At 67.8% G+C, this 24,358-nt stretch carries 20 protein-coding genes; 4 read left to right on the top strand and 16 right to left on the bottom strand.

Annotated features, from left to right (window positions below):
* Nucleotides 1–117: 117 nt before the first annotated feature.
* The gene (locus IC535_RS05625) at nucleotides 118–450 is read right to left on the bottom strand and encodes a hypothetical protein (protein ID WP_324250472.1); all 333 of its coding nucleotides are present in this window, start codon (nucleotides 448–450) and stop codon (nucleotides 118–120) included.
* 23 nt (nucleotides 451–473) lie between these two features.
* Nucleotides 474–1,064: a helix-turn-helix domain-containing protein gene (locus tag IC535_RS05630; RefSeq protein ID WP_343238239.1), complete on the bottom strand. Its 591-nt coding sequence runs from the start codon at nucleotides 1,062–1,064 to the stop codon at nucleotides 474–476.
* Nucleotides 1,065–1,152: 88 nt separating this feature from the next.
* On the opposite strand from IC535_RS05630, the gene IC535_RS05635 reads away from it, so the two are divergent.
* Both IC535_RS05635 and IC535_RS05640 read left to right on the top strand, forming a co-directional pair.
* Entirely contained in the window at nucleotides 1,153–1,605 is a 453-nt protein-coding gene (locus tag IC535_RS05635) for a hypothetical protein (RefSeq protein ID WP_228885125.1), read from the top strand.
* A gap of 26 nt (nucleotides 1,606–1,631) precedes the next feature.
* The gene (locus IC535_RS05640) at nucleotides 1,632–2,972 is read left to right on the top strand and encodes an MFS transporter (RefSeq protein WP_228885123.1); all 1,341 of its coding nucleotides are present in this window, start codon (nucleotides 1,632–1,634) and stop codon (nucleotides 2,970–2,972) included.
* Between the two features lie 227 nt (nucleotides 2,973–3,199).
* On the opposite strand, the gene lpdA is transcribed toward IC535_RS05640, so the two are convergent.
* The 4 genes from lpdA to IC535_RS05660 are packed head-to-tail and all read right to left on the bottom strand — an operon-like array spanning nucleotide 3,200 to nucleotide 8,253.
* A complete protein-coding gene (gene lpdA, locus IC535_RS05645; protein WP_228885121.1) occupies nucleotides 3,200–4,606 on the bottom strand; it encodes a dihydrolipoyl dehydrogenase in 1,407 nt (468 codons plus the stop codon).
* Nucleotides 4,607–4,609: 3 nt separating this feature from the next.
* A complete protein-coding gene (locus tag IC535_RS05650) occupies nucleotides 4,610–5,950 on the bottom strand; it encodes a dihydrolipoamide acetyltransferase family protein (protein WP_228885119.1) in 1,341 nt (446 codons plus the stop codon).
* A gap of 3 nt (nucleotides 5,951–5,953) precedes the next feature.
* Nucleotides 5,954–6,997, bottom strand: coding sequence for an alpha-ketoacid dehydrogenase subunit beta (locus IC535_RS05655; RefSeq protein WP_228885117.1), 1,044 nt, complete (start codon nucleotides 6,995–6,997; stop codon nucleotides 5,954–5,956).
* Between the two features lie 5 nt (nucleotides 6,998–7,002).
* Nucleotides 7,003–8,253 carry a 3-methyl-2-oxobutanoate dehydrogenase (2-methylpropanoyl-transferring) subunit alpha gene (locus IC535_RS05660; RefSeq protein WP_228885115.1) on the bottom strand — a complete coding sequence of 417 codons (1,251 nt, stop codon included), beginning with the start codon at nucleotides 8,251–8,253 and terminating at the stop codon, nucleotides 7,003–7,005.
* A 263-nt stretch (nucleotides 8,254–8,516) separates the two neighbouring features.
* Here IC535_RS05660 and IC535_RS05665 point away from each other — a divergent pair, with 263 nt between their 5' ends.
* Nucleotides 8,517–9,428, top strand: a complete 912-nt coding sequence (locus IC535_RS05665; RefSeq protein ID WP_228885113.1) for a LysR family transcriptional regulator — start codon at nucleotides 8,517–8,519, stop codon at nucleotides 9,426–9,428.
* Here IC535_RS05665 and IC535_RS05670 read toward each other — a convergent pair.
* The 7 genes from IC535_RS05670 to IC535_RS05700 form a co-directional block, all read right to left on the bottom strand.
* Nucleotides 9,398–10,540: a YkvI family membrane protein gene (locus IC535_RS05670; protein ID WP_228885112.1), complete on the bottom strand. Its 1,143-nt coding sequence runs from the start codon at nucleotides 10,538–10,540 to the stop codon at nucleotides 9,398–9,400. The genes IC535_RS05665 and IC535_RS05670 overlap by 31 nt on opposite strands.
* Nucleotides 10,537–11,538, bottom strand: coding sequence for a class A beta-lactamase (gene bla / locus IC535_RS05675; protein ID WP_228885111.1), 1,002 nt, complete (start codon nucleotides 11,536–11,538; stop codon nucleotides 10,537–10,539). The genes IC535_RS05670 and bla overlap by 4 nt, the downstream gene beginning before the upstream one ends.
* Entirely contained in the window at nucleotides 11,535–12,578 is a 1,044-nt protein-coding gene (locus tag IC535_RS05680) for a DUF1611 domain-containing protein (protein ID WP_228885109.1), read from the bottom strand. Before IC535_RS05680 ends, bla begins: the two co-directional genes overlap by 4 nt.
* A gap of 197 nt (nucleotides 12,579–12,775) precedes the next feature.
* On the bottom strand, nucleotides 12,776–14,074 hold the full coding sequence (locus IC535_RS05685; RefSeq protein WP_228885106.1) for a peptide MFS transporter: 1,299 nt from the start codon (nucleotides 14,072–14,074) through the stop codon (nucleotides 12,776–12,778).
* Between the two features lie 19 nt (nucleotides 14,075–14,093).
* A complete protein-coding gene (locus tag IC535_RS05690; RefSeq protein WP_228885104.1) occupies nucleotides 14,094–16,109 on the bottom strand; it encodes a serine hydrolase domain-containing protein in 2,016 nt (671 codons plus the stop codon).
* Nucleotides 16,106–17,104: a dipeptide epimerase gene (locus IC535_RS05695; protein ID WP_228885103.1), complete on the bottom strand. Its 999-nt coding sequence runs from the start codon at nucleotides 17,102–17,104 to the stop codon at nucleotides 16,106–16,108. The genes IC535_RS05690 and IC535_RS05695 overlap by 4 nt, the downstream gene beginning before the upstream one ends.
* A gap of 33 nt (nucleotides 17,105–17,137) precedes the next feature.
* Nucleotides 17,138–19,117: a serine hydrolase domain-containing protein gene (locus tag IC535_RS05700; RefSeq protein WP_228885102.1), complete on the bottom strand. Its 1,980-nt coding sequence runs from the start codon at nucleotides 19,115–19,117 to the stop codon at nucleotides 17,138–17,140.
* Nucleotides 19,118–19,437: 320 nt separating this feature from the next.
* On the opposite strand from IC535_RS05700, the gene IC535_RS05705 reads away from it, so the two are divergent.
* Nucleotides 19,438–20,073, top strand: coding sequence for a helix-turn-helix domain-containing protein (locus tag IC535_RS05705; RefSeq protein ID WP_228885101.1), 636 nt, complete (start codon nucleotides 19,438–19,440; stop codon nucleotides 20,071–20,073).
* A 100-nt stretch (nucleotides 20,074–20,173) separates the two neighbouring features.
* Here the strand turns inward: IC535_RS05705 and IC535_RS05710 are convergent, their stop codons facing one another.
* From IC535_RS05710 to IC535_RS05720, 3 genes are all read right to left on the bottom strand, one after another.
* Nucleotides 20,174–20,635 carry an SRPBCC family protein gene (locus tag IC535_RS05710; RefSeq protein ID WP_228885100.1) on the bottom strand — a complete coding sequence of 154 codons (462 nt, stop codon included), beginning with the start codon at nucleotides 20,633–20,635 and terminating at the stop codon, nucleotides 20,174–20,176.
* Nucleotides 20,636–20,637: 2 nt separating this feature from the next.
* Complete coding sequence (locus tag IC535_RS05715; RefSeq protein ID WP_228885099.1) at nucleotides 20,638–20,952, bottom strand: ArsR/SmtB family transcription factor; 315 nt, start codon at nucleotides 20,950–20,952, stop codon at nucleotides 20,638–20,640.
* 267 nt (nucleotides 20,953–21,219) lie between these two features.
* Nucleotides 21,220–24,342: a discoidin domain-containing protein gene (locus IC535_RS05720; protein ID WP_429000326.1), complete on the bottom strand. Its 3,123-nt coding sequence runs from the start codon at nucleotides 24,340–24,342 to the stop codon at nucleotides 21,220–21,222.
* Nucleotides 24,343–24,358 lie beyond the last annotated feature (16 nt).

Raw genomic sequence — 24,358 nt, forward strand, 5'->3', positions numbered from 1 at the left:
AAGTAAAGCGCGCGAAAAAGCGCAGCTCGAAAACGCGCGCCTGGCTCCGACAGCCGAAGTCTGGTCGCGGCCCGAAGAGCAAAAACAAACGGCCCGCAATGCGGGCCGTTTGTTTTTCTAGATATGCAGCGCATGCCCCAACGCACGCAGCGCCGCTTCCTGCACCGCCTCACCCAGGGTCGGGTGCGGGTGGATGGTGCCGGCGATATCTTCCAGCGTGGCACCCATCTCGATGGACTGCACGAAGGCGATCGACAGTTCCGAGACCTGCACGCCCACGGCCTGCCAGCCGAGGATGCGGTGGTCGCTGCTGCGTGCCACGACGGGCACGAAGCCGTCGGTGGATTCCAGCGACATCGCACGGCCATTGGCCGCGGACGGGAACAGCGCGACCTTGGTCTCGATGCCCTGTGCCTTGGCTTCGTCCGGCGACAGGCCGACCACCACGATTTCCGGATCGGTATCGAGTGAACTTACCTGCTGCGCTGGAAAGCGGCAGTCGGCGACATTGGGTCGGACCGATGTTTAGGCGAGGAAAGCTTGGCCGATCCTGCTGCGCGCAACAGGCCCTGGAAAGTAGGGCAGTCAGCATGATTCTTGGCCGGGCACACGGCCGCGTGCCGCAGACCCTTGCTCAGCGCCTTTAGCCTTGCGACGGTAGCGTCCACCTCGTCGGCTTTCGCTGTCAGAGCGCTGCGATTGATGTTCGTCCGCCCATCCGCGGAAAACATGACCTTGATTTCATCGAGGGAGAAGCCGGCAGATTGCCCCAGTGCAATCAGCGCAAGCTGGTCCACGACAGAAGGCGAAAAGGTCCGCCGGAGCCCGGAGCGCCCCGTCGACGCGATCAAGCCCTTCTCCTCGTAGTAGCGCAGCGCTGAAGCGGGCACGCCAGACCGCTTTGCCACCTCGGCGATGTCCATCCAAAACCCCTTGACCTCAAGTTGACTTGAAGTTGCATAGTGCAACTCACATCCCATCACGTCAAGGAAAAGCAAATTGAACGACATACCGAACAGCCCTGAACGTTCCCGGTCCACGCAGGGCCTGGAGACAGGCTCCATTCGTAGCTCGTTGGACGTCGCGATGGAGGCCATAACGAAGGAATGGGGTCCACTCAGCACCGCGGTTGTCGCTGCGTGTCGAGGCCACTTGGAGCATCTCCTCAAGGCGCCGGCCACGGAGGATTGGCTGGAGGACCTGCATCGGGACGCGCCCGCAAACAAGGAGCTGCACCGCGACCCCCTCAATGGGTTCGTCCTCTTGGCACACACCGAACCAATGGGGCTGTATAGGCCGCCTCACGACCACGGCCGGGGGTGGGTCATCTATGCACTTCAACAGGGTGAAATCGAAATGGGTACCTACGCCCGCCTGGTCAGCGCCGACGGCAGCGTTCAGTTGGTGCAGAGAGGGTCGACAACGGTGCGTCCAGGCGAGGTCCAGGCCTATCTTCCGGGGGATATCCACGACACACGCTGCGTGAATGGACCCGCGTTGCTGTTCCGCTTCACGGAGCGGGACTTGAAGAAGGAGGACAAAGAAGAGCGTCGCGTTACCCGGTACGTTGATCGCGATGGGACATGGATACCGGAAGGCTCGTGACGGCCCCGTCCGCACCGGAGGTGGCAATGGAACAATGCCCCAAGCTGCCTGGGCGACGGAGGGCTGCCGCGACTGTTGCCGTGTTGATGGCCATGGTTCTCGCGGTCCTCGACGCAGCCGTGGTCAACGTTGCGCTACCGAGCATGGCCCGCTCTTTACAGGTGTCCCCGGGAACATCGATCTGGATCATCACCGCTTACCAGCTCGCGTTGGTGATGGCCCTGCTGCCGTGCGCTGCGCTGGGGGATAGTCTTGGCCATCGCCGGGTTTTCACCGGTGGAGTTGTGCTGTTCACGGCCGCGTCCGTGTTGTGTGCAGTGTCGCCATCACTTCCTTGGCTCGTCGCGTCGCGTTTCCTTCAAGGCCTGGGTGCTGCCGCGATCATGGCGCTCGGCATCGCCTTGCTTCGCGCCATCGTGCCCCAGGACCGGTTCGGAGCCGCGATCGGCTGGAACGCGCTGGCCGTGGCGCTCTCGTCTGCGGCGGGCCCCGCCATCGGCGCAGCGATCCTCGCTGGCGCAAGTTGGCCGTGGCTATTTGCTCTGAACCTGCCGTTGGGTGCAATGGTTCTTCTTGCCACGCGCGCACTGCCTGACGTCAAGGGCACGGCGCGCGCCCTCGACAAGATCAGTGTCGCCTTGAACGCAGCCGCGTTTGCATCGCTCGTCGTCGGCATGGAACTACTGACTTCGCATTCGGTGCCTGCGGCATTGCTGATCGGTGCCGCAGCCATCACCCTGGCGGCCTTGGTCCGACGGGAACTGCCGAAGGAGGTGCCGTTGATTCCTCTAGACCTGCTGCGCACGCCTTCGTTTCGCACTTCAGTGGTCGCATCGTTCTGCTGTTTCGCCGGCATAACCCTCGGCTTGCTGGCGCTGCCGTTCTACCTGCAGCACAATCTCGGGCTGGACCCCTTGATGACGGCGTTCTACATGGCGCCCTGGCCCCTGACGGTGGCGATCGCGGCGCCATTGGTTGGCCGTCTTGCTGATCGCGTCTCAACAGCCTGGCTGTGCGTGGTAGGCGGTGCATGCCTGGCGGTCGGGCTGTCTGCGACCGCAATGTGGGATCTACAGCAGAGCGTGCGCCCCTTGATGATCTTCACGGTGCTGTGCGGGCTGGGTTTTGGCCTTTTCCAAGTGCCCAACAATCGCAACATGTTCCTGGCGGCGCCAAGTGCCAGAAGCGGTGCGGCCGGAGGCATGCAGGCCACGGCCCGTCTGGCGGGGCAGACCGTCGGCGGGGTTGTCATGACGCTGATCTTTGCCCTTTTCCCCGTCGACACGGCGCCGATGCTTGCGTTGGGGATCGGTGCCACGCTGACGCTGGCCGCTGGTGTTCTGAGTGCACTTCGGGTGGACACGTAGGAAGGTGTTGGTGGCGATAAGCACGATGCCGGCGAACCTTGGCCTGAGTGGCTGCGCCTCGTCTGTGCCATTGCATTGTTGCTTGCCGGAGGCTGCGCCACGACCATTAGCGCTACGCCGACGGTCTTCCCGGAAGCCTCCTGGGCGGAGGCGCAATATCCGGGCATGGCCCGGATCTACCATTACCCGCTAGAACAAACGGCCCGCAATGCGGGCCGTTTGTTTTTCTAGATATGCAGCGCATGCCCCAACGCACGCAATGCCGCTTCCTGCACCGCCTCACCCAACGTCGGGTGAGGGTGGATGGTGCCGGCGATATCCTCCAGCGTGGCACCCATCTCGATGGACTGCACGAAGGCGATCGACAGTTCCGAGACCTGCACGCCCACGGCCTGCCAGCCGAGGATGCGGTGATCGCTGCTGCGTGCCACGACACGCACGAAGCCATCGGTGGATTCCAGCGACATCGCACGGCCATTGGCCGCGAACGGGAACAGCGCGACCTTGGTCTCGATGCCCTGCGCCTTGGCTTCGTCCGGCGACAGCCCGACCACCACGATTTCCGGGTCGGTGAAGCACACCGCCGGGATCGCGGCCGGGACGAAGTGGCGCTTCCTGCCGCTGACGATCTCGGCCACCAGTTCGCCCTGCGCCATCGCCCGGTGCGCCAGCATCGGCTCACCGGCGACATCGCCGATCGCCCACACGTTGCGCATCGAGGTCCTGCACTGGTCGTCGATCTTGATCGCCTTGCCGGCCAGATCCAGCTGCAGCGATTCGAGATTGAAGCCGTCGGTCTTCGGGCGACGGCCCACCGCGACCAAGATCTGGTCGGCGTCCAGTGCGATCTCGGTGCCGTTGGTGTCGCGCACGCGCAGCTGGCCGTTGTCGGCCAGGCCGAGCACGCTGTGGCCAGTGAGCAGCTTCACGCTGGACTTCTCCAGGTGCGTGGCCACCGGCTTGGTCAGTTCGGCGTCGTAGGCCGGCAGGATGCGATCCTGGGCTTCGACCACGGTGACCTCGCAGCCCAGCTTGCGGTACACCGTGCCCAGTTCCAGGCCGATGTAGCCGCCACCGACCACGATCAACCGCTTCGGCAGCGCGGTCGGCGAGAGGGCTTCGGTGGAGGAGATGACCTTGCCGCCGAACGGCAGGAACGGCAGTTCCACCGGTACCGAACCGCTGGCGATCAGCAGGTGCTCGCAGCGGATGCGCAGGGTGCCGCCGTCTTCGGCCGCGCCGGCCACATCGACGGTCTTGCCGTCGACGATCGTGGCCCAGCCCTTGACCAGCTGCGCGCCGTTCTTCTTCAGCAGCGCGGCCACGCCACCGGTCAGCTTCTTGACGATGCCGGCCTTCCACGCCACGGTCCTGGCCAGATCCAGCGCCGGGGCCTGCACGCTGATGCCCAGCGGCGAGGTGCCGGCGGCATAGGCGGTGGCCTTGGCGAATTCCTCGGCGGCATGGATCAGCGCCTTGGACGGAATGCAGCCGATGTTGAGGCAGGTACCGCCCGGGTTGACGCCCTCGACCACGATGGTCTTGACGCCGAGCTGGCCGGCGCGGATGCCGGCGATGTAGCCGCCGGGGCCGCCGCCGATGATCAGCAGTTGGGTTTCAAGGGTGCTCGACATCGCTTACTCCACAAACAGCAGGGCCGGGGTTTCCAGCCGGGTACGGATGGCCTGAACGAACTCGGCCGCATCCATGCCATCGACGATGCGATGGTCGAACGAGGACGACAGGTTCATCAGCTTGCGCGCCACCACCTGGCCCTCGCGGAACATCGGGCGTTCGATGATGCGGTTGACGCCGACGATGGCCACTTCCGGATGGTTGATGATCGGGGTCGAGACCAGGCCACCAATCGCGCCGAGACTGCTGAGGGAGATGGTCGAGCCGGACAGCTCCTCGCGGGTGGCCTTGCCCGCGCGCACGGCGTTGGCCAGGCGCGCGATCTCGGCGGCGGTCTGCCACAGGTCCAGCGACTCGGCATGGGCCACCACCGGTACCGACAGCCCGACCTCGCTCTGGGTGGCGATGCCCAGCTGCACGCCTTCGTAGCGGGTGACGATGTTGGCCTGGTCGTCGAAACGGGCGTTCATCTGCGGGAAGTCGCGCACGGCCAGCACCACCGCGCGGGCCAGCAACGGCAGCAGGGTGAGCTTGCCGCGTTCCTTGCCCCAACGGGTGTTGAGCCTGGCGCGCAGGGCTTCCACTTCCGTGACATCGATTTCTTCCACATAGGTGATATGCGGAATGGTCGACCACGACTGCTGCATCTTCTGCGCGATCTTGCGGCGCAGGCCGATGATCGGCACCTGCTGCTCGCCGGTGCGCCGCGCATAGCTGCTGCCGCCGGCACTGCCACCCGCCGGCTGGGCCTTGCCGCCGGCGGCGGCATAGGCGTCCAGGTCGGCCTGCAGGATGCGCCCGCCCGGGCCGGTAGCCGGGACGAAGCGCAGTTCGATGCCCAGGTCCCAGGCGCGGCGGCGCACCGCCGGCGAGGCCAGCGGGGCTTCACCGGCGGTGAGCACGCCGTTGGTGACCGCGCCGCGCGCGTCGTGCTGGGCCGCAGGGGCGGGCGCGGCGGCTGCGGCGGGCTTGGCCGGCGCCACGACGGGGGCCGCTTCGACGGCGTCCGCAGGCGCGGCGGTGGCCGGTGCTGCCGGCTGGGGCGCGGCAGCCGGTTCGGCAGGCGCGGCCGCGGCGCTGGCGGCGCTGGCATTGCCGGCGCCTTCCACTTCCAGCCGGATCAGTTCGCTGCCGACGGCCATCATCTGGCCGGGCACGCCGCCCAGCGAGACCACGGTGCCGGCCACCGGCGAGGGGATCTCGACCATGGCCTTGTCGGTCATGACTTCGGCCACGACCTGGTCTTCGGCGACCGGGCCGCCAACCTCGACCTTCCAGGTGATCAGTTCGACTTCGGCGATACCTTCACCGATGTCCGGCATCTTGATGACGTGATGTCCCATGGTTCAATCCTCCAGCACGCGCTGCATTGCATCGATGACCCGGGACGGACCCGGGAAGTAGTCCCATTCCTGCGCGTGCGGATACGGGGTGTCCCAGCCGGTGACGCGTTCCACCGGAGCCTGCAGGTGGTAGAAGCAATGCTCCTGCACCAGGGCGACCAGCTCGGCGCCGAAGCCGCAGGTGCGGGTGGCTTCGTGCAGCACGATGCAGCGGCCGGTCTTCTTGACCGAGTTGACGATGGCGTCCAGGTCCAGCGGCCACAGGCTGCGCAGGTCGATCACTTCGGCATCGATCCCGGCATCTTCGGCGGCGGCCTTGGCCACCCACACGGTGGTGCCGTAGGTGATGATCGTCAGTGCCTTGCCTTCGCGGGCAATGGCGGCCTTGTCCAGCGGCACGTTGTAGTAGCCCTCCGGCACCAGGTTGTCCGGGTACTTGGACCAGGCGGTGACCGGGCGGTCGTGGTGGCCGTCGAACGGGCCGTTGTACAGGCGCTTGGGCTCCAGGAAGATCACCGGATCGTCGTTTTCGATCGAGGCGATCAGCAGGCCCTTGGCGTCGTACGGGTTGGACGGCATCACCGTGCGCAGGCCGGTGGCATGGGCAAAGATCGCCTCCGGGCTCTGGCTGTGGGTCTGGCCGCCGTAGATGCCGCCGCCGCACGGGGTGCGGAATACCAGCGAGGAGGTGAACATGCCGCCGGAGCGGTAGCGCATGCGCGCCGCCTCGGAGACGATCTGGTCGTAGGCCGGGTAGATGTAGTCGGCGAACTGGATCTCGGCCACCGGGCGCAGGCCGTAGGCGGCCATGCCGATCGCCGCGCCGGCGATGCCGTTCTCGGAAATCGGCGCATCGAACACGCGCTGCTTGCCGTACTTGGTCTGCAGGCCGTCGGTGCAGCGGAACACGCCGCCGAAATAGCCCACGTCCTGGCCGAACACCACCACGTTGTCGTCGCGTTCCAGCATCACATCCATCGCCGAGCGCAGCGCCTGGATCATGGTCATCGGCGTGCCGCCGGTGTTGTCTTGTTCGTTTCCGCTCATGGTGTTCAGACTCCCAACTGCTGACGCTGGCGACGGAGGTGCTCGGGCATGTCCTTGTAGACCTCTTCGAACATGAGCGCCGCGCCGGGACGGTTGTCGCTGCCGAGCAACCCGTGGGTCTCGGCTTCCTTGAGGGCGCGCAGGACTTCGGCATCGAGGTCGGTGCGGGCCTGCTCGTGCTGCTGCTCGCTCCACAGCCCGCGCTTGATCAGGTGCTGCTTCAGGCGGTCGATCGGATCGCCGAGCGGGAAGTGCTGGGCATCGTCGGCGGGGCGGTACTTGGACGGGTCATCCGAGGTCGAATGCGGGCCGGCGCGGTAGGTGACCCACTCGATCAGGGTCGGCCCCAGGTTGCTGCGGGCGCGTTCGGCGGCCCAGCGCGAGGCCGCGTAGACGGCCAGCAGGTCGTTGCCGTCCACGCGCAGCGACGGAATGCCGTAGCCCACGCCGCGGGCGGCGAAGGTGGTGTTCTCGCCGCCGGCAATGGCCTGGAAGGTCGAGATCGCCCACTGGTTGTTGACCACGTTGAGCACCACCGGGGCGCGGTAGACGTGGGCGAAGGTCAGCGCGGCGTGGAAATCGCCTTCGGCGGTGGCGCCGTCGCCGACCCAGGCGGTGGCGATGCGGGTGTCGCCCTTGATCGCCGAGGCCATCGCCCAGCCCACCGCCTGGATGTACTGGGTGGTCAGGTTGCCGGAGATCGAGAAGAAGCCGTAATCCTTGTAGGAGTACATGATCGGCAGCTGGCGGCCCTTCAGCGGGTCGGCCGCGTTGGACAGCACCTGGCACATCATGTCCACCAGCGGGACGTCCTTGGTGACCAGGATGCCCTGCTGGCGGTAGGTGGGGAACTGCATGTCGTCATCGTGCAGGGCCAGGGTCTGGCCGACCGCGATGGCTTCCTCGCCCAGGCACTGGATGTAGAACGAGGTCTTCTTCTGGCGCTGGGCGATCAGCATGCGCGCGTCATAGGCGCGGGTCTTGAGCATGGCGCGCATCGCGCGCAGCAGCAGCGCATCGTCGATGTCGGCCGCCCACGGGCCGACCGCCTCGCCGTTGTCGTCCAGCACCCGGATCAGCTGGGCGGTCATCGGCGCGGTCTGGCTGGCGCTGACATCCACCGGCGGCTTGTCCACGGCGCCGGCCGGGCTCAGCTTGAGATAGGAGAAATCGGTGGCCTGGCCGGGCCGGGCGCTGGGCTCGGGCACGTGCAACTGCAACGGTGCGCGGGCGGCGGAATTCTGGGGTGAAGACATGTCAGGGGCCTCGCTGGGCATGGGTCATGGAGCTACAGGCAAACCGCCGGCGGGGGGCGACGGACATGGCGCAGGTGACGCGGCCGATACCGGTGAGGACATCGCCGCGAAAGCGGGCAGGGACTGGCGGCGTTGGCCGCTGCCGGGACCCTGGCGCATTGCACCCGAGGTGAAGTCTAGAGCGCCGGGGGCTTATCGTAAATTTGTTTAATTGACTATGAGGTATTGTTTATTCAGATATCTACCGACCGCCGGAGTGGTGCATGCAAATCCCCGCCAACATGACCCTGCGGCAACTGCGCTATTTCGCCGAAGCCGCTGAATTGGGGCAGTTTTCCCAGGCCGCGCGCAAGCTGCACGTGTCCCAGTCGGTGATTACCACGGCGGTGGCCCAGCTGGAAGCATCGTTGGGGCTGCGGCTGTTCGACCGGATGCCGCACGGGGTGGTGCTGACCGTGGAAGGGCATCGCTTCCACCAGCACGTCCGGCACATCCTGGACACCCTGCAGGACGCGCTCAGCGAGCCGATGTTCCTGGCCAACACCTTGCCGGGCACGGTGCGGGTGGGGGCGTCCTATACGGTGCTGGGCTATTTCCTGCCCAGCCTGCTGGCGCGCTTCAAACGCTCCTACCCGCAGGTGGAGATCGAACTGGTGGACATGGACCGCGCCGCGATCGAGCACGGGGTCAACACCGGCACGCTCGACCTGGGGCTGTGCATCATCTCCAACATGCCACAGCCCTACGTGCTCAGGCGGCAGGTGCTGATCCGCTCGCGCCGGCAGCTGTGGCTGGCCGAGTCGCACCCGCTGCTGCAGCTGCCGGTGATCGGCGTGGCCGACGTGGCGCCGTATCCCTACATCATGCTCACCGTCGATGAGGGCCAGGAATCTGCGCTGCGCTACTGGCAGGCGCTGGGGCTGCAACCCAACGTCGCCTTCCGCACCTCTTCGCTGGAGGCGCTGCGCGGCATGGTGGCCTACGGGTTCGGGGTCAGCATCCTGTCGGACATGGTCTACCGGCCCTGGTCGCTGGAAGGGCGCCGGATCGATGTGCGTACGCTCACCGATGCGGTGCCGCCGATGGAAGTGGGCCTGATCTGGCGCCCCGACGAGGAACTGTCCGCGCCGGCACGCGCACTGCATCAGTTCCTGGTGTTTGCCTGCGGCGGCTGAGCCTGGAAGGCCTGCCCGCGGCGGCTCCAGAACTGCCAGAGCGCATAGGCCAGCAACGGCATCACGTAGGTGGCCAGGATGGCGTAGGCCAGCACCCGGTAGCCCTGCGCGATCAGCGCCACCAGGCCGATCGCATCGGCAAGGAACACCGCCACCAGCAGCAGCGCGGCAATCAGCGCCACGCGGATGCCCGGCGCCGGCGGGGCGCCGGTGCGCTCCTTCCAGTTGGCGCCGATGCGGCCGTCCACCGAGGCCATCAGGGTGACCCCGGTTTCCACCAGCGCCACCATGATCATCAGGCGGAACAGCCACTGGAACCACGGCAGGCCGAGCTGGCCCAGCATCAGGTCCGAGGGCAGCGGGGCATCGGCGATCTCCGGCAGGAAGGCGATCATGCACAGGTAGAACACGATCGCCGGCAGGATCGCCAGCGGGCCGGCCAGGGCCCCGGCGATCACCGCATCGCGCCGGTGCAGCAGATGACGCACCACCAGCAGGATCGAGACCGCGCCGAAGATGTTGTAGCCGGCGTAGGTCACGCCATTGAGCACCCAGCCCGGGCCGAGTCCATCGGTGCCCGACAGCTGCGCCATCGAACCGCTGCCGAACCGGGACAGGATCAGGCAGGCGGCGATGGCGTAGACCAGGTACATGAACGCCGACATCCATTTGAACATCCGCTCGACGGCCTGGGTGCCGGCGTGCACGATCGCGGTGACCACCGTCACCAGCGCCAGGGTGCCGATGATCCGCGGCGAGCCGAACATGGTGGCGGCCAGTTCCCCGGCCGCTGCGCCGAACACCGCCAGCACCACCACGATCAGGGCCAGGTAGGCCACTTCGAAGGTCCACCAGCCACGGCCGAGCAGATGCCGGAAGAAGCTGCGGTAGTCGTTGGCCCCGATGGCGCGTGCCAGCAGGAAGGTGAGGATGCAGATCACGCTCCAGATCAGCATCGACAACAGCATCGCGGCCAGGCCGCCCCAGGGGCCGGACGGCAGGAAGAACTCGGCCAGCTCGCGACCGGTGGCGTAGCCGCCACCGATCACCGCCGACTTGAACGCCAGACCGGGCAACAGGAAGCGCTGGAACCGGCTGGCGGTGGCGGTCATTTCCCGACGGCCACGGGCTGCAGCAGGTAGTAATCGCGCACGGTGCGTGCGATCTCGGCGATCACCCGCTCGCGTTCGCTGCGCGGTGCATTGCTGGCCTTGACGAACACCGAGATCGCAAAGCGGCTGCCGTCGGGCAGGGTGACCACGCCCACGTCATTGACGGTGCCAGCCACGGTGCCGCTCTTGTCGGCCACTGTGGTGCCCGGCGGCAGGCTGCCGCGCAGGCGCGCGCTGCAGGTGCGGCAGCGTTCCATGATCTGCGCCAGGGCCTGGGTGCTGGCCGGGCTCAGCGCCTTGCCGGTGAAGAGCCGGGTCAACAGGGTGGACATCGCGCGCGGCGTGGAGGTGTCGCGCGGATCCTGGTCGAAGGCGGCGTTGTTGGATTTGGTGCGCTTGAGCACCTCCGGGTCACGGGTCAGTTCGGCGACGCGCTCCTTGGTCAGCGGTTCGTCGCCCAGGCCGAAGATGTCGCTGAGCAGTTGCCGGGTGTTGCGGTCCAGGCGCTGGCCTTCGATGCCCTGCGCGCGCAGCCAGGCGGTGACCGCGGCCGGCCCACCGGCCTGCGCCACCAGTACGTCGGTGGCGGTGTTGTCGCTCTGGGTGAGCATCACTTCCAGCAGGTTGTGCACCGACAGGCTCACCCCGTCATGGATGAAGCGGTCGGCGATCACTTCCGAATCGACGTAGAAGGTTTTGGGCACCGGCACCATCGTGGTCAGCGCCAGTTCGCCGGCATCGACCTTGGCCAGGATGGCCGCGGCCACGGCGACCTTGAAGGTGCTGGCCATCGGGAACCCTTCATCGGGGTTCAGATGCACCTGCGCGCCTTTGCCGTCCAGGCGCCACGCCGAGACGCCGACCTTGCCGTCGATCAGGGTGGCCAGGCGTGCCACTTCGGTTTCCACCGGACTGCGGGTGGCGCCGAACGCGGCCAGCGGGCTCAGCCCCAGCAATGCCGCCACGCACAGGCTCAAGCTACGGGATGTCATCTTCATGCGATGCAGGCCTCCAGCAAACGGTTGAACCGCCCATCTTGCCGCATCGGGTCGGCCGTCGGCAGGCCAAGGCGCGCGCTGATTTCGGCGCAGGCCGCCTGTGCGTCCTGCTCGGTCATGCCGTGGGTGTTGAGGCTGACGCCGACGCAGCGGATCGCCGGATTGGTGCGGCGGCCCAGGCGCACGGTCAGGTCGATCACGTCCTCGATGGACGGCAGCGGGTAGTCGGGATAGCCGAGCACATGCTGGCGCCCGGGCTGGTGGCAGACCACGAACACATCCGGCTGGCTGCCATGCAGCAGGCCGAGGCTGACCCCGGCATAGGCCGGGTGGAACAGCGAGCCCTGGCCTTCGATGACATCCCAGTGGTCTTCGGCCGCATCCGGGCTGAGCAGTTCGGCCGCGCCGGCGGAGAAGTCGGCCACCACCGCATCCATCGGGATGCCGCTGCCGGCGATCAGGATGCCGGTCTGGCCGCTGGCGCGGAAATCGGCATCCACGCCGATCCCGCGCAGGCCACGGGCCAGCGCCAGTGCGGTGTACTTCTTGCCCAGCGCGCAGTCGGTGCCCACGGTCAGCACGCGCTTGCCGCTGCGCTTGCGGCCGTTGCCGACCGGGATGCCGCGCGGCGGCACGCGCACGTTGATCAACTGGCGCCCGCTGCGTTCGGCGGCGGCGGCCAGTTCGGGGATATCGCCGAGTTGCTGGTGCATGCCGCTGACCAGGTCCAGGCCCTGTTCCAGCGCCTCGACCAGCGCCGGCAGCCAGGTGGCGGAAATCACGCCACCGCCGTTGGCCACGCCGATCACCATGGCGCGGGCGCCGGCCGCGCGGGCCTGGGCCGGCGTCATGGTCGGCAGGCCGGTGCTGATCGGGCAGCCAGGCAGGCTCCATTCGGCCACGCAGACTTCCGGTGCCCAGTCGTGCAGGCCGATCGCGGTCTTGGCAAAGCCCGCTTCGGTGGTATCGCCCAGGAACAGCAGATAGGGCTGGGGCAGGGCGGCCAGTGCGTGCACGGCAGCGGTCGAAGTCGAGGTCATGACGGGGTCCGTTGGTCAGGGGAGCAGAGAGGAGTGAGTGCCCCTCTCGGCGACGATGCGCTGGTGAGTGACCTCGTTAGGACTGTATATGTCCTAATCAGAGAATATGAAACCTAATTTGGGTTTTACTTTCCGCTTCCCCGGCGCCGTGGGACGCCGCCTCATGCCCTGCCGGCCCGGCTCCCGGGGGCGGGCAATCACCGCGTCGGTGCCGGCACGCCATTGCAGGCCAGCAGTGGCCGGCTGCGCCGCTCCAGCTGCCACAGCAGGAACGCCACCAGCAGGCAGGTGCCGCTCATCAGCGAGAAGAACACCGTACTGGAGAGCGTCGACCACAGCGTGCCGACCGCGCCGGCCAGCAGGTTGCCGCCGAACGCGGCGAGGAACCAGAACGCGATGATCGTCGCGCCGAAGCCGGCCGGTGCCAGGCGTGCGAACAGGCCCAGTCCCACCGGCAGGATGAACAGCTCGCCGAAGGTGAAGGTCGCAAAGAACAGCGCGGCCCACAGCCAGCCGACCTTGGCCGACGGTTCACCGCCCAGCGCGGCGACCAGCGCGAACGACAGCCCGACCACGGCCGCGCCGATCGCCATCTTGGTGAGCGCGGCCGGCTCGCGGCTGGCGCGGGCCTGGCGGGTCCAGTGGCTCACCAGCAGTGGCGTGATCACAAACACCAGCAGCGGATTGAGCGAGAAGAACCAGGTCATCGGGAGGGTGAAATCCGCGGTGAACACGCGGTCCACGCCGGTATCGAGCCAGATCGCGATGGTGTTGCCGATCTGCTCGTAGGCCAGGCGGAACACCACGATCAATCCGGCAATCATCGTCATCAGCTGCAGCAGCGGGCGATAGGCCGGTTGCCACAAGGCCGAGAAGGGCAGTGCGTCGCGCTCGCTGCGCGGCGGGTCCGGTGGCAGGTGGCGGCGCCCGGCGATGTAGATCGCCAGGCCCAGCAGCATGCCCACGCCGGCGGCGGCGAAACCGACATGCCAGCCATACACCTCGCCCAGCGTGCCGCAGACCAGCGGGGCCAGGAAGGCGCCGAGGTTGATGCCGACGTAGTACACATTGAACGCCGAGCCACGGCGCGGATCATCGCGCTGGTAGAGATCGCCGACCTGGCCGGGCAGGGTCGGCAGGAACAGGCCGTTGCCGATCACGATCGCCAGCAGCGCCGGATACAGCAGCGCATCGAAGGCCATCAGGAAATGGCCGAAGGCCATGATCGCCCCGCCCAGGATCACCGCGCGGCGCTTGCCCAGCCAGCGGTCGGCGAGCATCCCGCCGAACACCGGGCTCAGGTAGGCCAGCGCGGTATACAGGCCATACACCATCGAGGCCTGTTCCTGCGAAAACAGCAGCTGCTTGGTCATGTAATAGACCAGCAGCGCCCGCATGCCGTAGTAGGAGAATTTCTCCCACATCTCGGTGAGAAACAGGATGGTCAGGCCTGGCGGTTGTCCGAACCAGGCCGTGCGCGGGGCATCGATGCTCATCGGCGGGCCGGTCCGAGGCTCAGAGCTGCAGGCCGGTGCTGACCAGGCGCTGGGTGATCGCCACGAAGGCCACGATCACCCCGGCCAGTGCCACCACCCAGGCGCCGAAGCGGCGCAGCCGCGGCCAGCTGGCCGGCTTGCGCAGCGCCACCCAGACCAAGGCCACCGCGGCCAGGACCGCCAGCCAGGACAGCGCCTGCATCAGGATCAGCGGTCCGTTGCTGTAACTGGAGATACCGCCCGGTGCCGACATCGACTTCACATATGCCAGCCAGGCGATCACGCTGCCCAGCACCACGGTGATCGACAGCGTCTGCAGCCGGCGCAGGCCGCGGCCTTCAGCCGGTGCGGCCACGCGGTAGTAACGGCGCACGAATACCCCGCCGATGCGCAGCACCGCCGACAGCACCAGCAACCCCAGCGCCACGATCAGTGCCGGGCGCAACCAGCTTGGCGAGCGCCAGCCGGGCATCGGTTCAAAGCCGAACACCGAGGCGAACGGGCCACCGGAGAAATACACCGGGCGTCCATCGACCACCTTTACTTCCAGCAGGCTGCGGCCATGCTCCTGTTGCCACAGCCACGGCGATACCTCGCGCCAGCGCAGCAGCTGGCCATTGAGGCCCTTCTGGCCGTCCACGGTGATGCTGCCGTCCTTCTGCGGGTGCACGCGCACCGGCGAGAACAGCGACAGCAGGCGCAGGTACGAGCTGTCCGAGCGACGCGTGCTGTGCCAGTCCACCTTGGCCAGCGCGGCGGCGTGCTGGCGGGCGGTGTCGGCGTCCACGCCGGGGCCGGCGGCCTGCACCGGCAGGGTCGGCAGGAAGTTTTCGACGAAGCGTTCCCATACCTGCGCACGCAGCGCCGAGCCGGCCGCATCACGCCCGACGCTGTTGGTGGAAACGAACACGCCGATGTTGCGCTCGGGGATCATCCACAGCCACGAATAGAAGAACAGCATCGTGCCGCCGTGCGAACGGGTGTCGTAGCCGCCGGTGTCCGAGGCCATCCAGCCCAGGGTCATGCGCGGCAGGTGCGGCAGCACCGCCGCCTGCGGGGTCAGCATCTGTGCGTTGGTCTCGGCGCGCATGATGCGCTGGCCGTCGAGTTCGCCGTGGTTGAGCGTGGCCATCATGAAACGTGCCATCGCCGAGCCGGAGGCATACAGGCCGCCCACGCCCGGCGCGGTGTTCTTCTCGGCCGGGTAGCTCTTGCCCGAACCCAGCCGGTAGCCCTTGGCGGCGTGCGGCAGCAGTTCGGCCGGCAGCTTTTGTTCGAAGCTGGCGTACTGCATGCCCAGCGGCTGCAGGATGTGCTGCTCGGCGTAGTCCTCGAAACGCTGGCCGCTGACCCGCTCGACGATGTAGGAGGCGATGCCGGTGGCGTAGTTGGAATAGGCCGGCACGGTGCCGGGCCGGTTGATCTGGTTGGGCACCCATTCCTTGAGATAGTTGTCGCGGTTGGCCGGATGGTCCGGGCCCAGCACGATCAGGTAGCGCATGCGCTCTTCAAGGCCGCTGGTGTGGGTCATGATCTGGCGCAGCGTGACCGGCTCACCCTTGGCCGGGACCTTGATGTCCAGGTAGGTGTTGATGTCCGCATCCAGGTCCAGCTTGCCCTGTTCGACCAGCTGCATCACCGAGGTCCAGACGAACAGCTTGGAAATCGAGCCGGGGCGGAACAGGGTGGTGCGGGGATCCACCGGCGTGCGTTTTTCGACATCGGAGAAACCGAAACCGCGTTCGGTGACCACCTTACCGTTCTCGACCACGGTGACCACCGCGCCGGCCAGGTCGCCCTGCGCCATCAGGTAGGGCACCAGGCCATCGAGGAAGGCATCGACCCGGGCCGCATCCAGCGTGCCGACGCTGGCCGGGGCAGCAACGGTGGCGGGCACCTGGCCGGTGGCTGGTGCCTGCGCTGCGGCCGGTGCCTGCGCATGCAGCGGCGAGAACGCCGCGGCCGAGGCCAGCAGCAGGCCCGAGGCGACGGCGCGCCAGCGACCGCCGCGTGAACGCTGCGATGTCATGTTCATGCCTGCACTCCCTTGCCCCAGACGCTGTCGTCGCAATGCACCAGGCCGCCGTCGTAGCGCAGGCCGGGAACGCGGTCTTGGCTGAGGAACAGCGGGCCATCCAGGTCGACCACGTCGCAGTGCTGGCCGACGATGTAGGCAGGGCCCATCGCCCAGCTGCTGCCGATCATGTTGCCGACCATCACCTGCATGCCCAGCGTGCGTGCCTTGTCCACCATCGCCAGGCCCTCGGTCAGGCCGCCGGCCTTGTCGAGCTTGATGTTGATCACGTCGAACAGGCCGGCCAGCGCCTCGATCTCCGCCGCATCCTGCACGCTCTCGTCGGCGGCAAACGGCAGCGGCCGCGCAAAGCCCCTGAGGTCGGCTTCGCGGCCGCGCGGCAGCGGCTGTTCGAGCAGCTTGACGTCGTTGTCCAGCAGCACCGGGATCAGCGCGTCGAGCGCATCCACCTGGTAACCCTGGTTGGCATCCACGCCGAGCCACACGTCCGGCCGCACCCGGCGCACCGCGCGCACGCGTTCGATGTCGGTGTCCAGCTCGCCGCTGAGCTTGAGCTTGAGTGCCTTGGCCGGCGCATAGCGGCCGGTGGCGATGGACTGCATCGTCGCCGGATCGTCGGCGCCCAGGGTCCAGGTGGTCAGCAGCGGACGCACCTGGCTCAGCCCGGCCAGTGCCCAGGCCGGCTTGCCGGCACGGCTGGCTTCAAGGTCCCATAGCGCGCAATCGAGCGCGTTGCGCGCGCCACCGCGCGGCAGCAGTTGCTGCAGGTCGGCGCGGCTGATGCCCGCTTCGATCCGTGCCCGCAGCGCTTCCAGCGTGGCCAGCATCTGCTCGGGTTTGTCATCGAAGTAATACACGCCACTGGCTTCGCCACGGCCCCGATGGCCGCCGTCTTCCAGTTCCACGCGCAGTACCGGCGCGTGTTCGAACACGTAGCCGCTGATCCGGAACGGGGCCAGCAAGGCAAGCGAGTCGATCTGCAGGGTCAGTTTCACAGGAAGTCTCCAGCCCCGTGGCGGGGCGATGGGTCAGTAGTTGAGAGCGAAATCGGCCAGGCCCATCAGGAAGATCGCGTAGCCGAGCAGGGCCGCGGAGGCCAGCAGCAGCAGCGCCCACAGCCGTGCCAGCCAGCCGCGCCCGGCGCGCACGGTGTGCAGCAGGTTCCAGGCCATTGCCGCGATGCCGCCGACGATGGCGACCACCGAGGCGATGCCCAATCCGATGATGGCCGGATCCAGGCGGTCGTCGATGCGGGCGAAATCGACCGATACCCAGGCCATCAACCCCAGCGCCACCGCCGGAACCAGCAGCAGCAACCAGCAGGCCATGCGGCTGAGGCGATAGGCGCGCAGGGCAGCGCGCGGCCAGCCCAGTACCTGGCCGTGGCGGCGGCGGACCAGCGCGGCGATCGGCCAGCCCAGCGCCGACAGCGCAAGTACGGCGGCCGCGGCGATCAGCAGCGGCATCAACCAGCGTGCCGAGCGGTAGCCTTCTGCACGCACGAACACGTTGTAGGGCGAGGACGAGTCCACTGCAAAGCCCACCGGCTGCCCGTCCTTGACGATGGCGGCCAGGCGCAGCTCGCTGTCGGTGGCCCGCCATACCCACGGTGCGATCGGCTTGAAGGTGGTGGGCTGCCCGTTGGGCTGCTTCAGGCGCGCCATGCGCAGCCCGCCGTCGTCCAGGGCCTTCAGCCGCGTCTGCGACAGGATGCCGGTGAGGCCGATACCGGTTTGCGCGCGGCGCGAGGTGAGATAGCTCGGCGCGGCCAGTGCGCGTGCCTGCTGCCTGGCCAGCGCCAGGTCGGCCGCCGGTGCCGGTGCGGCGGTGCCCTTCGGGAAATAGCGGTCGGCGAAGTTCTCCAGCAGTTGCCGCCGGATCGGGCCGGTGATGCCGTTGGTGCCGGCGCTGTTGAGCGAGACGAACAGGCCGATGTCGTGGTCACGGAACAGGGACAGCTGGGAGTGGAACAGCAGCGTGTCGCCGGCATGGGACACCACGCGCTGGCCGTTCACGTCGCTTTCGTAGAAGCCCAGCGCCATGGTGTTCAGCGGCGGTGCGAAGCGGGTCTGCGGGGTCAGCATCTGCGCGCTGGTGGCCGCCTTGAGGATGGCCGTGTCGGTACCGCCGGCGGCGCGCAGGTGGGCGATCATGAAGCGCGCCATGTCGGTGGCGCTGGCGGTCAGGGCACCGGCCGGCGCCGAGGGGGTGACTTCGAAGGCGCGCGGCGTGCCCGAGCCCAGCGCATAGCCCTGGCTGACCATGCCGCGCAGTGCCGGCGGCAGCGGCTGGCGGAAGCTGGCGTGCTGCATCTGCAGCGGCGCGAAGATGTGCTGCTCCACGTACTCGGCGAAGGGCTGGCCCGAGACGCGCTCGACGATATAGCCGGCCAGGCTGGTGCCGTAGTTGGAATACGCCGGCACGGTGCCCGGTGGGTAGATCTGCGCCGGTACCCGTTGCTTGAGGTAGGGACCCAGTTCGGCGCCGCCGCCTGCGGCCACCGCCTCGGTGGTCCACATGTATTTGAGGTTGGCTTCGAAGCCGCCGGTATGGGTCATCAACTGCCGCAGGGTGATCGGCAGGCCGCGTTCGGGCACCTTGAAGTCCAGGTACTGGTTGATGTCCGCGTCCAGGTCCAGCTTGCCGGCCTCGACCAGCTGCATCACCGCCGTCCAGGTCATCAGCTTGGACACCGACGCCATCCGGAACAGGGTGCGGTCCGGGTTCACCGGCGTCTGCTTTGCCACATCGGAAAAGCCATAGCCGCGACGCACCAGGATCTGGCCGTCCTTGACTACGGTGACCACCGCACCGGCGATATCGCCGCGCGCGATCGCATAGGGCATGAACCCATCCAGCCAGCGGGTGGCGTCGGCCGCGGTCAAGCGGGGCGCGGCGTCCACGCCAGGCGCCGCCGTCGCGGGCGCGGTCTGCGCCTGCTGGGCCAGGGCCGGGAAGGACAGCAGCAGGGCACAACAGAACACGACAGGCCATGACAACGGACGCATGTGACGATCCTCTGGGAGCTGGCTGACGATGCACTCCAGGTAGCCGCTTCGGAGTGCCAAAACAATCTCAATCAGATAACAATATTCCTGATTGGAGAAAAGTCAAACAGAAGTCACCGTCCGATCCCTGATCGGACCGCCGCAGTTGACCTCATCATCACCAGCCGCTGGCATCCTCCAGGCGGGGGAGTCGCTTCCTATGCCCCGAACGAGGCAGAAACAGTCGGAATCGTCGGAAAACCATCCTGATCAGGATGGAGTTCAGGTCCGCGTAGTATCGTATCCACAACTTCACTGGCAATAGCCCAAAGGTCCCGTCGATGAGTCCGAAGAGCCCCACGCTCGGCACCCTGCTGCGCGGTCTGCGCACGCGCAAGGGTTGGACGCTCAAGGAAATGAGCGAATACACGGAAATCCCCCTGTCCACCCTGTCCAAGATCGAGCACGACCGCCTGACCTTGACCTACGACAAGCTGCAGCACCTGGCGCAGCGGTTGAACCTGCGCATGTCCGAGCTGTTCTCCGAGCCGGACACCGACAGCACGCCCAAGCCGGTCACCGCGCGGCGCAGCCTGGGCACGCTGGACAATGCGCTGCGGGTCAAGACCGACAACTACGATTACTACTATCTGTGCACCGAACTGCGGCGCAAGCGGATGATCCCCATCCTGACCAAGATACGCGCCAAGACCGCCGCCGAGTTCGGCGAGCTGGTCCGCCACCCGGGCGAAGAATACGTGCACGTGCTTGAAGGCCGTATCCAGGTGCATACCGAGTTCTACGATCCGGTGGTGCTGGAGACCGGGCAGGGCATCTATATCGACAGCCAGATGGGGCACGCCTACATCGTCGATGCCGGCTGCGAGGAGGCCGTGCTGCTGGCGGTCTGTGCCAGCGCGGACGAGGACCTGATGGAATCGCTGATCACCCTGCATGAGCATGAGGGCAGCCCCTGAGCGTGCGGGTGCCAGGGGCGTTGCATGAAAAGGGCGCCCAGTGGCGTCCTTTTTGTGTGCACGGCCGGCCCGTTGGTCGGACCGGCCCCGCACTCTTTGCCTACGCCAGCGGCTTGGCGAACACATCCATCCCCTTGCCGGTTTCAAGCCACGATTTCAGGCTGGACAGCACCATCGGCCAGCCCTGACGGATGCCGTTGTCCATGCCGCTGCCCGGCTCAAGCGCGTCATGGGTTACGGTCAGCCTGACCATGCCGTCGTAGGGCACGATGTCGAACGTCACCCGGCTGTAGGCGGCCGGGTCGTCGGCCTGCGAGGCTGCCGCCCAAGTTATGACCAGGCGTGAGGGTGGGGTGCTTTCCACCACCTCGCCGACCAGCTCGACCTTGCGTTGCTCATTGGCGCGCACATGCTGCCAGCGCGAACCGGGCTGCCAGTCCGACACGTTCTCGTGGCCCCAATAGGCCCGTGCGATTTCCGGCCGGGTGATGGCGTCGAACACCTTGTCGGCGGTCGAGGCGATGTAGATCACGTGGATGAAGCGCGTGGATGCGGTGGACATCGTCATTCTCCCTCGAGTTCTTGTTTCAGGTCATGCAGCAGGCCAAGCCGCTGCTGTTCGAACTTGCGTACCCAGCGTTGGTAGACCTCGTACAGCGGCACCGGGTTGATGAAGTGCAGCTTCTCGCGCCCGCGCCGGACGGTACTGAGCAGGTTGGCGTCCTCCAGCAGACCCAGGTGCTGGGCGACCGATTGGCGGGTCATCTGCAGCTGCGCGCAGAGCTGGCCCAGCGACTGGCCGTTGTTGGCGCAGAGCGCATCCAGCAGCGCCCTGCGGGTGGGATCGGCCAATGCCTTGAATACCTTGTCTGCTTCCATCCGGGGCGCTCGGTTCCAATGGGCCATCGGTGGGTGGGCGGACCCTGCGGGCCCGTGCCGGTCTGCAACCTGGCCTCCCGGCGTATCCGGACAAGGGCCCGCCGGAGTGCGGCGGCGCCGCGGGTGGTTGCGGATCGATAATATGCAGGTAAATACCTGCATGTCAAGCCGGGATGGAATGCGCGCCGGAACGGCCGGCGCGGCGGCGGCCACCGTTGTTTCAGTCCCGAGCGCGGTACAGCCGGGCAGGCCCCGGCTGTGCCTGTATCACCACTGCGCCTGGAGCGTCTGGAACGGGCGCTTCAACAGCACGCCCTGGGCGTCGTAGTCGGTGATGGTGCGCCCATCCACGCGGACGCTGGCCGGCCGCTTGCGCGAGGGCCACCACACCCGGACCGCTGCATCGCCGCGCAGGCCCTTGCCCAGCGTCAGCTGCAGCCGGCCGTCGCGCTGTAGCGCCTGCAGCTGCAAGGTGCCGTAGGCGGTGGGCAGGCGGTCGATGGCCAGGCCTTCGCCGGCTACCCACGACGGTGGCGTGCCCGGCAGCAGCGACAGCGCGTCGTCGTCTTCGCGCATCAGCATGCCAAACAGGGTGCGGCCATACTCGGCGCCGATCCAGGTATGCGGCATGTCGCCGAGATAGCGCGGGAAGCGCAGCCGCGAATGCACCACTTCGGCCAGCACCTGCCATTCCAGCGGGCGGCGGTCGTGCAACAGGCCGCGCAGCAGTTCGTCGGCCGCCTCGGGCTGGCCCAGGTGCACATAGCTGAGCACGTTGCGGATCTCATACGGGGTGTAGGCGTATAGCGCACCGGGCTGGCTGCGCTTGCGCACATCGTCCAGGTAGCGGGCGAAGGTGGTGCGCAGGGCCTGCGCCGGCAGTACATCCTGCGCGCCGGTGGGGTCCAGCGCGATCGACACGCCGGTGGGGTCGCCGTCGCCCAGATCGGCCGAGGAGGGGATGAAGTCGATGCCCTTCCATTTCATGGTGGCGCGGATCGAGGCGGCCAGCGCATCGTGCAGCAGGCGGCCCTGCTGGCGCGCCCAGGCGGCGGTGGCGTGGTCGCCCAGCGACTCGGCCAGCCATGCGCCGTCGTGCCAGCCCTTCAGGCCCCAGTAGTCGTCCCAGTAGCTGTGGGTGGGCGAAGGGTAGCCCTCATGGCTGATCGACGGCGCCAGGATGCCGGCGAAGCGTTCCGGTGCGGGCTGGTTGGCCATGTAGCCGGGTACCAGGGTGCGCTCGCGCAGCTGCTGCAGGAACTGCATGGCCGCCTTCACCTTCGGCAGGTAGGCGCGTACCGCTTCGGGGCCGCCGTCCAGGCGGGCGACATCGGCGACCAGGGCGATGTACTGGCCCTGGCTGTCGTATTCGATGTCCGAGCCGAAGCCGGTATTGACGCTGCCGTCGTCGTTGAGGATCGGCGAAACCAGGCCGTTGGCGTGCACGCCGTGTTCGCTGTACCAGGCCAGGTAGTCGCGGGCGACCTTGGCTTCGCCCATGCGCAGTAGCACCGCCGAGGTGGCCATGCCGTCGCGGATGAAGGAGCGGTTGTAGTTGCGCGGGCCCGGTTGCATCGCCGGGCCGGTCTGGTTGATCAGCATGTAGGCAGCCTGCGCACGCAGCATGTCCACCAGCGACGGGTCGGGCAGGCGCAGCCCGACCTGGCCCAGGCGTGCCTGCCAGTCGGCCGAGGCCCGCGCGGCCAGGGTGTCGTAGGCGGCATCGGCCTGCGCCGGCAACGCGTCCAGGCGCAGCGCCGGGGCGGCGGGCAGGCTGCCATCGGCAGCGGCGGCGGCGGTGCCCAGCGGGAAGGCGACTACCACCGAACGGCTGGCGCCGGGGGCCAGCTGGATGCGGTAGTCCAGCGCGGCGGCGGCCAGCCCGTCGGCATCGCGGGCCTGGCGGCTGGCCGGCAGCGTGCCGCTGGCGATGGCGGCGGTGATTTCGCTGCTGCCATCGGCGCCGAACGCGGCCGCGCCGGCCGCATCGATCGGCGTCAGCGACTGCAGCAGCGGGCGGCCGTTGACGCGCACCGACTGGCCTTCCACCGCCACCTCGCGGATCGGCGACAGCCCGCCGTTCTGCCACGGCGGGTTCATCTGCATCGGCCGCACCACCAGGCTCAGGCTGCCGTCCACCGGGCTGGTGCCGGTATTGCGCAGGCGGTGGCGCACGAAGGTGACCGGTTGGCCGTCCAGTTCGATGGCGAACGCTTCGCTGTCCAGTTCCAGCCCCGGCTGCGGCGTCCAGGCCGCCGACGGCATCGGCTTCCAGCCGTCGCGCAGCGCATGCCGCACCGCTTGCCCGGCCGCACCGGCGGCGTTGCCGTCGGCGTTGCGCCAGATCGGCTGCACCAGCGGGGCGCCCTTGAAGGCTTCGATATTGCCGTATTCGTCGAAGATCGACTTCTGCCGGCCGCCATGCACGCCCACGGCGGTCCAGTAGGTCTGCTGCATCTGCAGCGAGGCCGGGAACAGGGCGCGTTGCGCGCCGCTGGCGGCGATCTGGTAGCGCTTCATCGGCGTCATCACCGCGGCCGGGCCGAGCAGGCGCACGCGCCCGATCTGCGGCGCCTTGCCGTCCACGCTCAGTCGCAACGCCTGGGCGGTCACCGGCGCGTTGCCGGCCAGCCAACTCTGTTGGCGGCGGTCGGCCTGCGCGTCGTGCGCCAGCTCGATCCAGCGGCCCTGGTTGTCCTGTGCCTGCAGCCGCGCCGCGCCGTGCGCGCCGGCCCATTCCACTACCAGGCCGGTGGTGGATTGGGCGCGCGGCAGGGCGATGTCCAGCGTATGCGTGCCGCCCTTGCCGGCGGGCACGGCCACTGCGCCGCCGCCTTGCCACAGCGCGGCGGCCTGGGCCGGGTCCAGCCCGGCCACGCGCGCGCTGGTGCTGCGGTCCAGCGGTTGCAGTTCGAAGATCGACACGCCCCAGTCGGAGGTGCGCTCGGGGCTGGCCAGGCGCAGGTAGCGTGCCTGCCGCGGAGCGAAGAACAGGGTTTCGATGCCGCCCAGCGAGTCGCCCATGGTGTAGGCGGTCTGCCACTGCCGGCCATCCAGCGAGGTCTGCAGGCTGTAGCCCTCCGGATTGGAGACGTCCCAGGTCAGCTGCACGCCGCCCAGCGTGGCCGCCGCGCCCAGGTCCACCTGGAACCAGTGGCCGGGGCTGAAGGCGCCGCCGGTGACGGTCTTGGGGTCGCCATCGATCAGGTGGCTGACCGCCATGGCCGGCACCTGCTGCGAGGAGGCACTGGCCTGCCACTGGCTGCGCGGCGGCAGGTCCTGGGCCAGGCAGCTGGCAGCCATTGCCAGTGCGACGGGGAACAGCAGGGCGCGCACCCTGGTGTGGTTCGGCCTGGGCAGTGCGGCCCGGCGTTCAACATGCAGCCCCATCAACGCGCTCCTGATG

Source organism: Stenotrophomonas rhizophila (assembly GCF_020857975.1).
GTDB classification, from domain to species: Bacteria; Pseudomonadota; Gammaproteobacteria; order Xanthomonadales; family Xanthomonadaceae; genus Stenotrophomonas; species Stenotrophomonas rhizophila_C.

Excerpts from the sequence above, each read along its gene's own strand:
- IC535_RS05705 (WP_228885101.1), top strand. The coding sequence starts at position 19,438 with ATGAGTCCGAAGAGCCCCACGCTCGGCACCCTGCTGCGCGGTCTGCGC.
- IC535_RS05700 (WP_228885102.1), bottom strand. The coding sequence starts at position 19,117 with ATGCGTCCGTTGTCATGGCCTGTCGTGTTCTGTTGTGCCCTGCTGCTG.
- bla (WP_228885111.1), bottom strand. The coding sequence starts at position 11,538 with ATGAAGATGACATCCCGTAGCTTGAGCCTGTGCGTGGCGGCATTGCTG.
- IC535_RS05710 (WP_228885100.1), bottom strand. The coding sequence starts at position 20,635 with ATGTCCACCGCATCCACGCGCTTCATCCACGTGATCTACATCGCCTCG.
- IC535_RS05655 (WP_228885117.1), bottom strand. The coding sequence starts at position 6,997 with ATGAGCGGAAACGAACAAGACAACACCGGCGGCACGCCGATGACCATG.
- IC535_RS05720 (WP_429000326.1), bottom strand. The coding sequence starts at position 24,342 with ATGGGGCTGCATGTTGAACGCCGGGCCGCACTGCCCAGGCCGAACCAC.
- IC535_RS05660 (WP_228885115.1), bottom strand. The coding sequence starts at position 8,253 with ATGTCTTCACCCCAGAATTCCGCCGCCCGCGCACCGTTGCAGTTGCAC.
- IC535_RS05640 (WP_228885123.1), top strand. The coding sequence starts at position 1,632 with ATGGAACAATGCCCCAAGCTGCCTGGGCGACGGAGGGCTGCCGCGACT.
- IC535_RS05630 (WP_343238239.1), bottom strand. The coding sequence starts at position 1,064 with ATGGAGCCTGTCTCCAGGCCCTGCGTGGACCGGGAACGTTCAGGGCTG.
- IC535_RS05690 (WP_228885104.1), bottom strand. The coding sequence starts at position 16,109 with ATGAACATGACATCGCAGCGTTCACGCGGCGGTCGCTGGCGCGCCGTC.
- IC535_RS05650 (WP_228885119.1), bottom strand. The coding sequence starts at position 5,950 with ATGGGACATCACGTCATCAAGATGCCGGACATCGGTGAAGGTATCGCC.
- IC535_RS05665 (WP_228885113.1), top strand. The coding sequence starts at position 8,517 with ATGCAAATCCCCGCCAACATGACCCTGCGGCAACTGCGCTATTTCGCC.
- IC535_RS05685 (WP_228885106.1), bottom strand. The coding sequence starts at position 14,074 with ATGAGCATCGATGCCCCGCGCACGGCCTGGTTCGGACAACCGCCAGGC.
- IC535_RS05680 (WP_228885109.1), bottom strand. The coding sequence starts at position 12,578 with ATGACCTCGACTTCGACCGCTGCCGTGCACGCACTGGCCGCCCTGCCC.
- IC535_RS05670 (WP_228885112.1), bottom strand. The coding sequence starts at position 10,540 with ATGACCGCCACCGCCAGCCGGTTCCAGCGCTTCCTGTTGCCCGGTCTG.
- lpdA (WP_228885121.1), bottom strand. The coding sequence starts at position 4,606 with ATGTCGAGCACCCTTGAAACCCAACTGCTGATCATCGGCGGCGGCCCC.
- IC535_RS05715 (WP_228885099.1), bottom strand. The coding sequence starts at position 20,952 with ATGGAAGCAGACAAGGTATTCAAGGCATTGGCCGATCCCACCCGCAGG.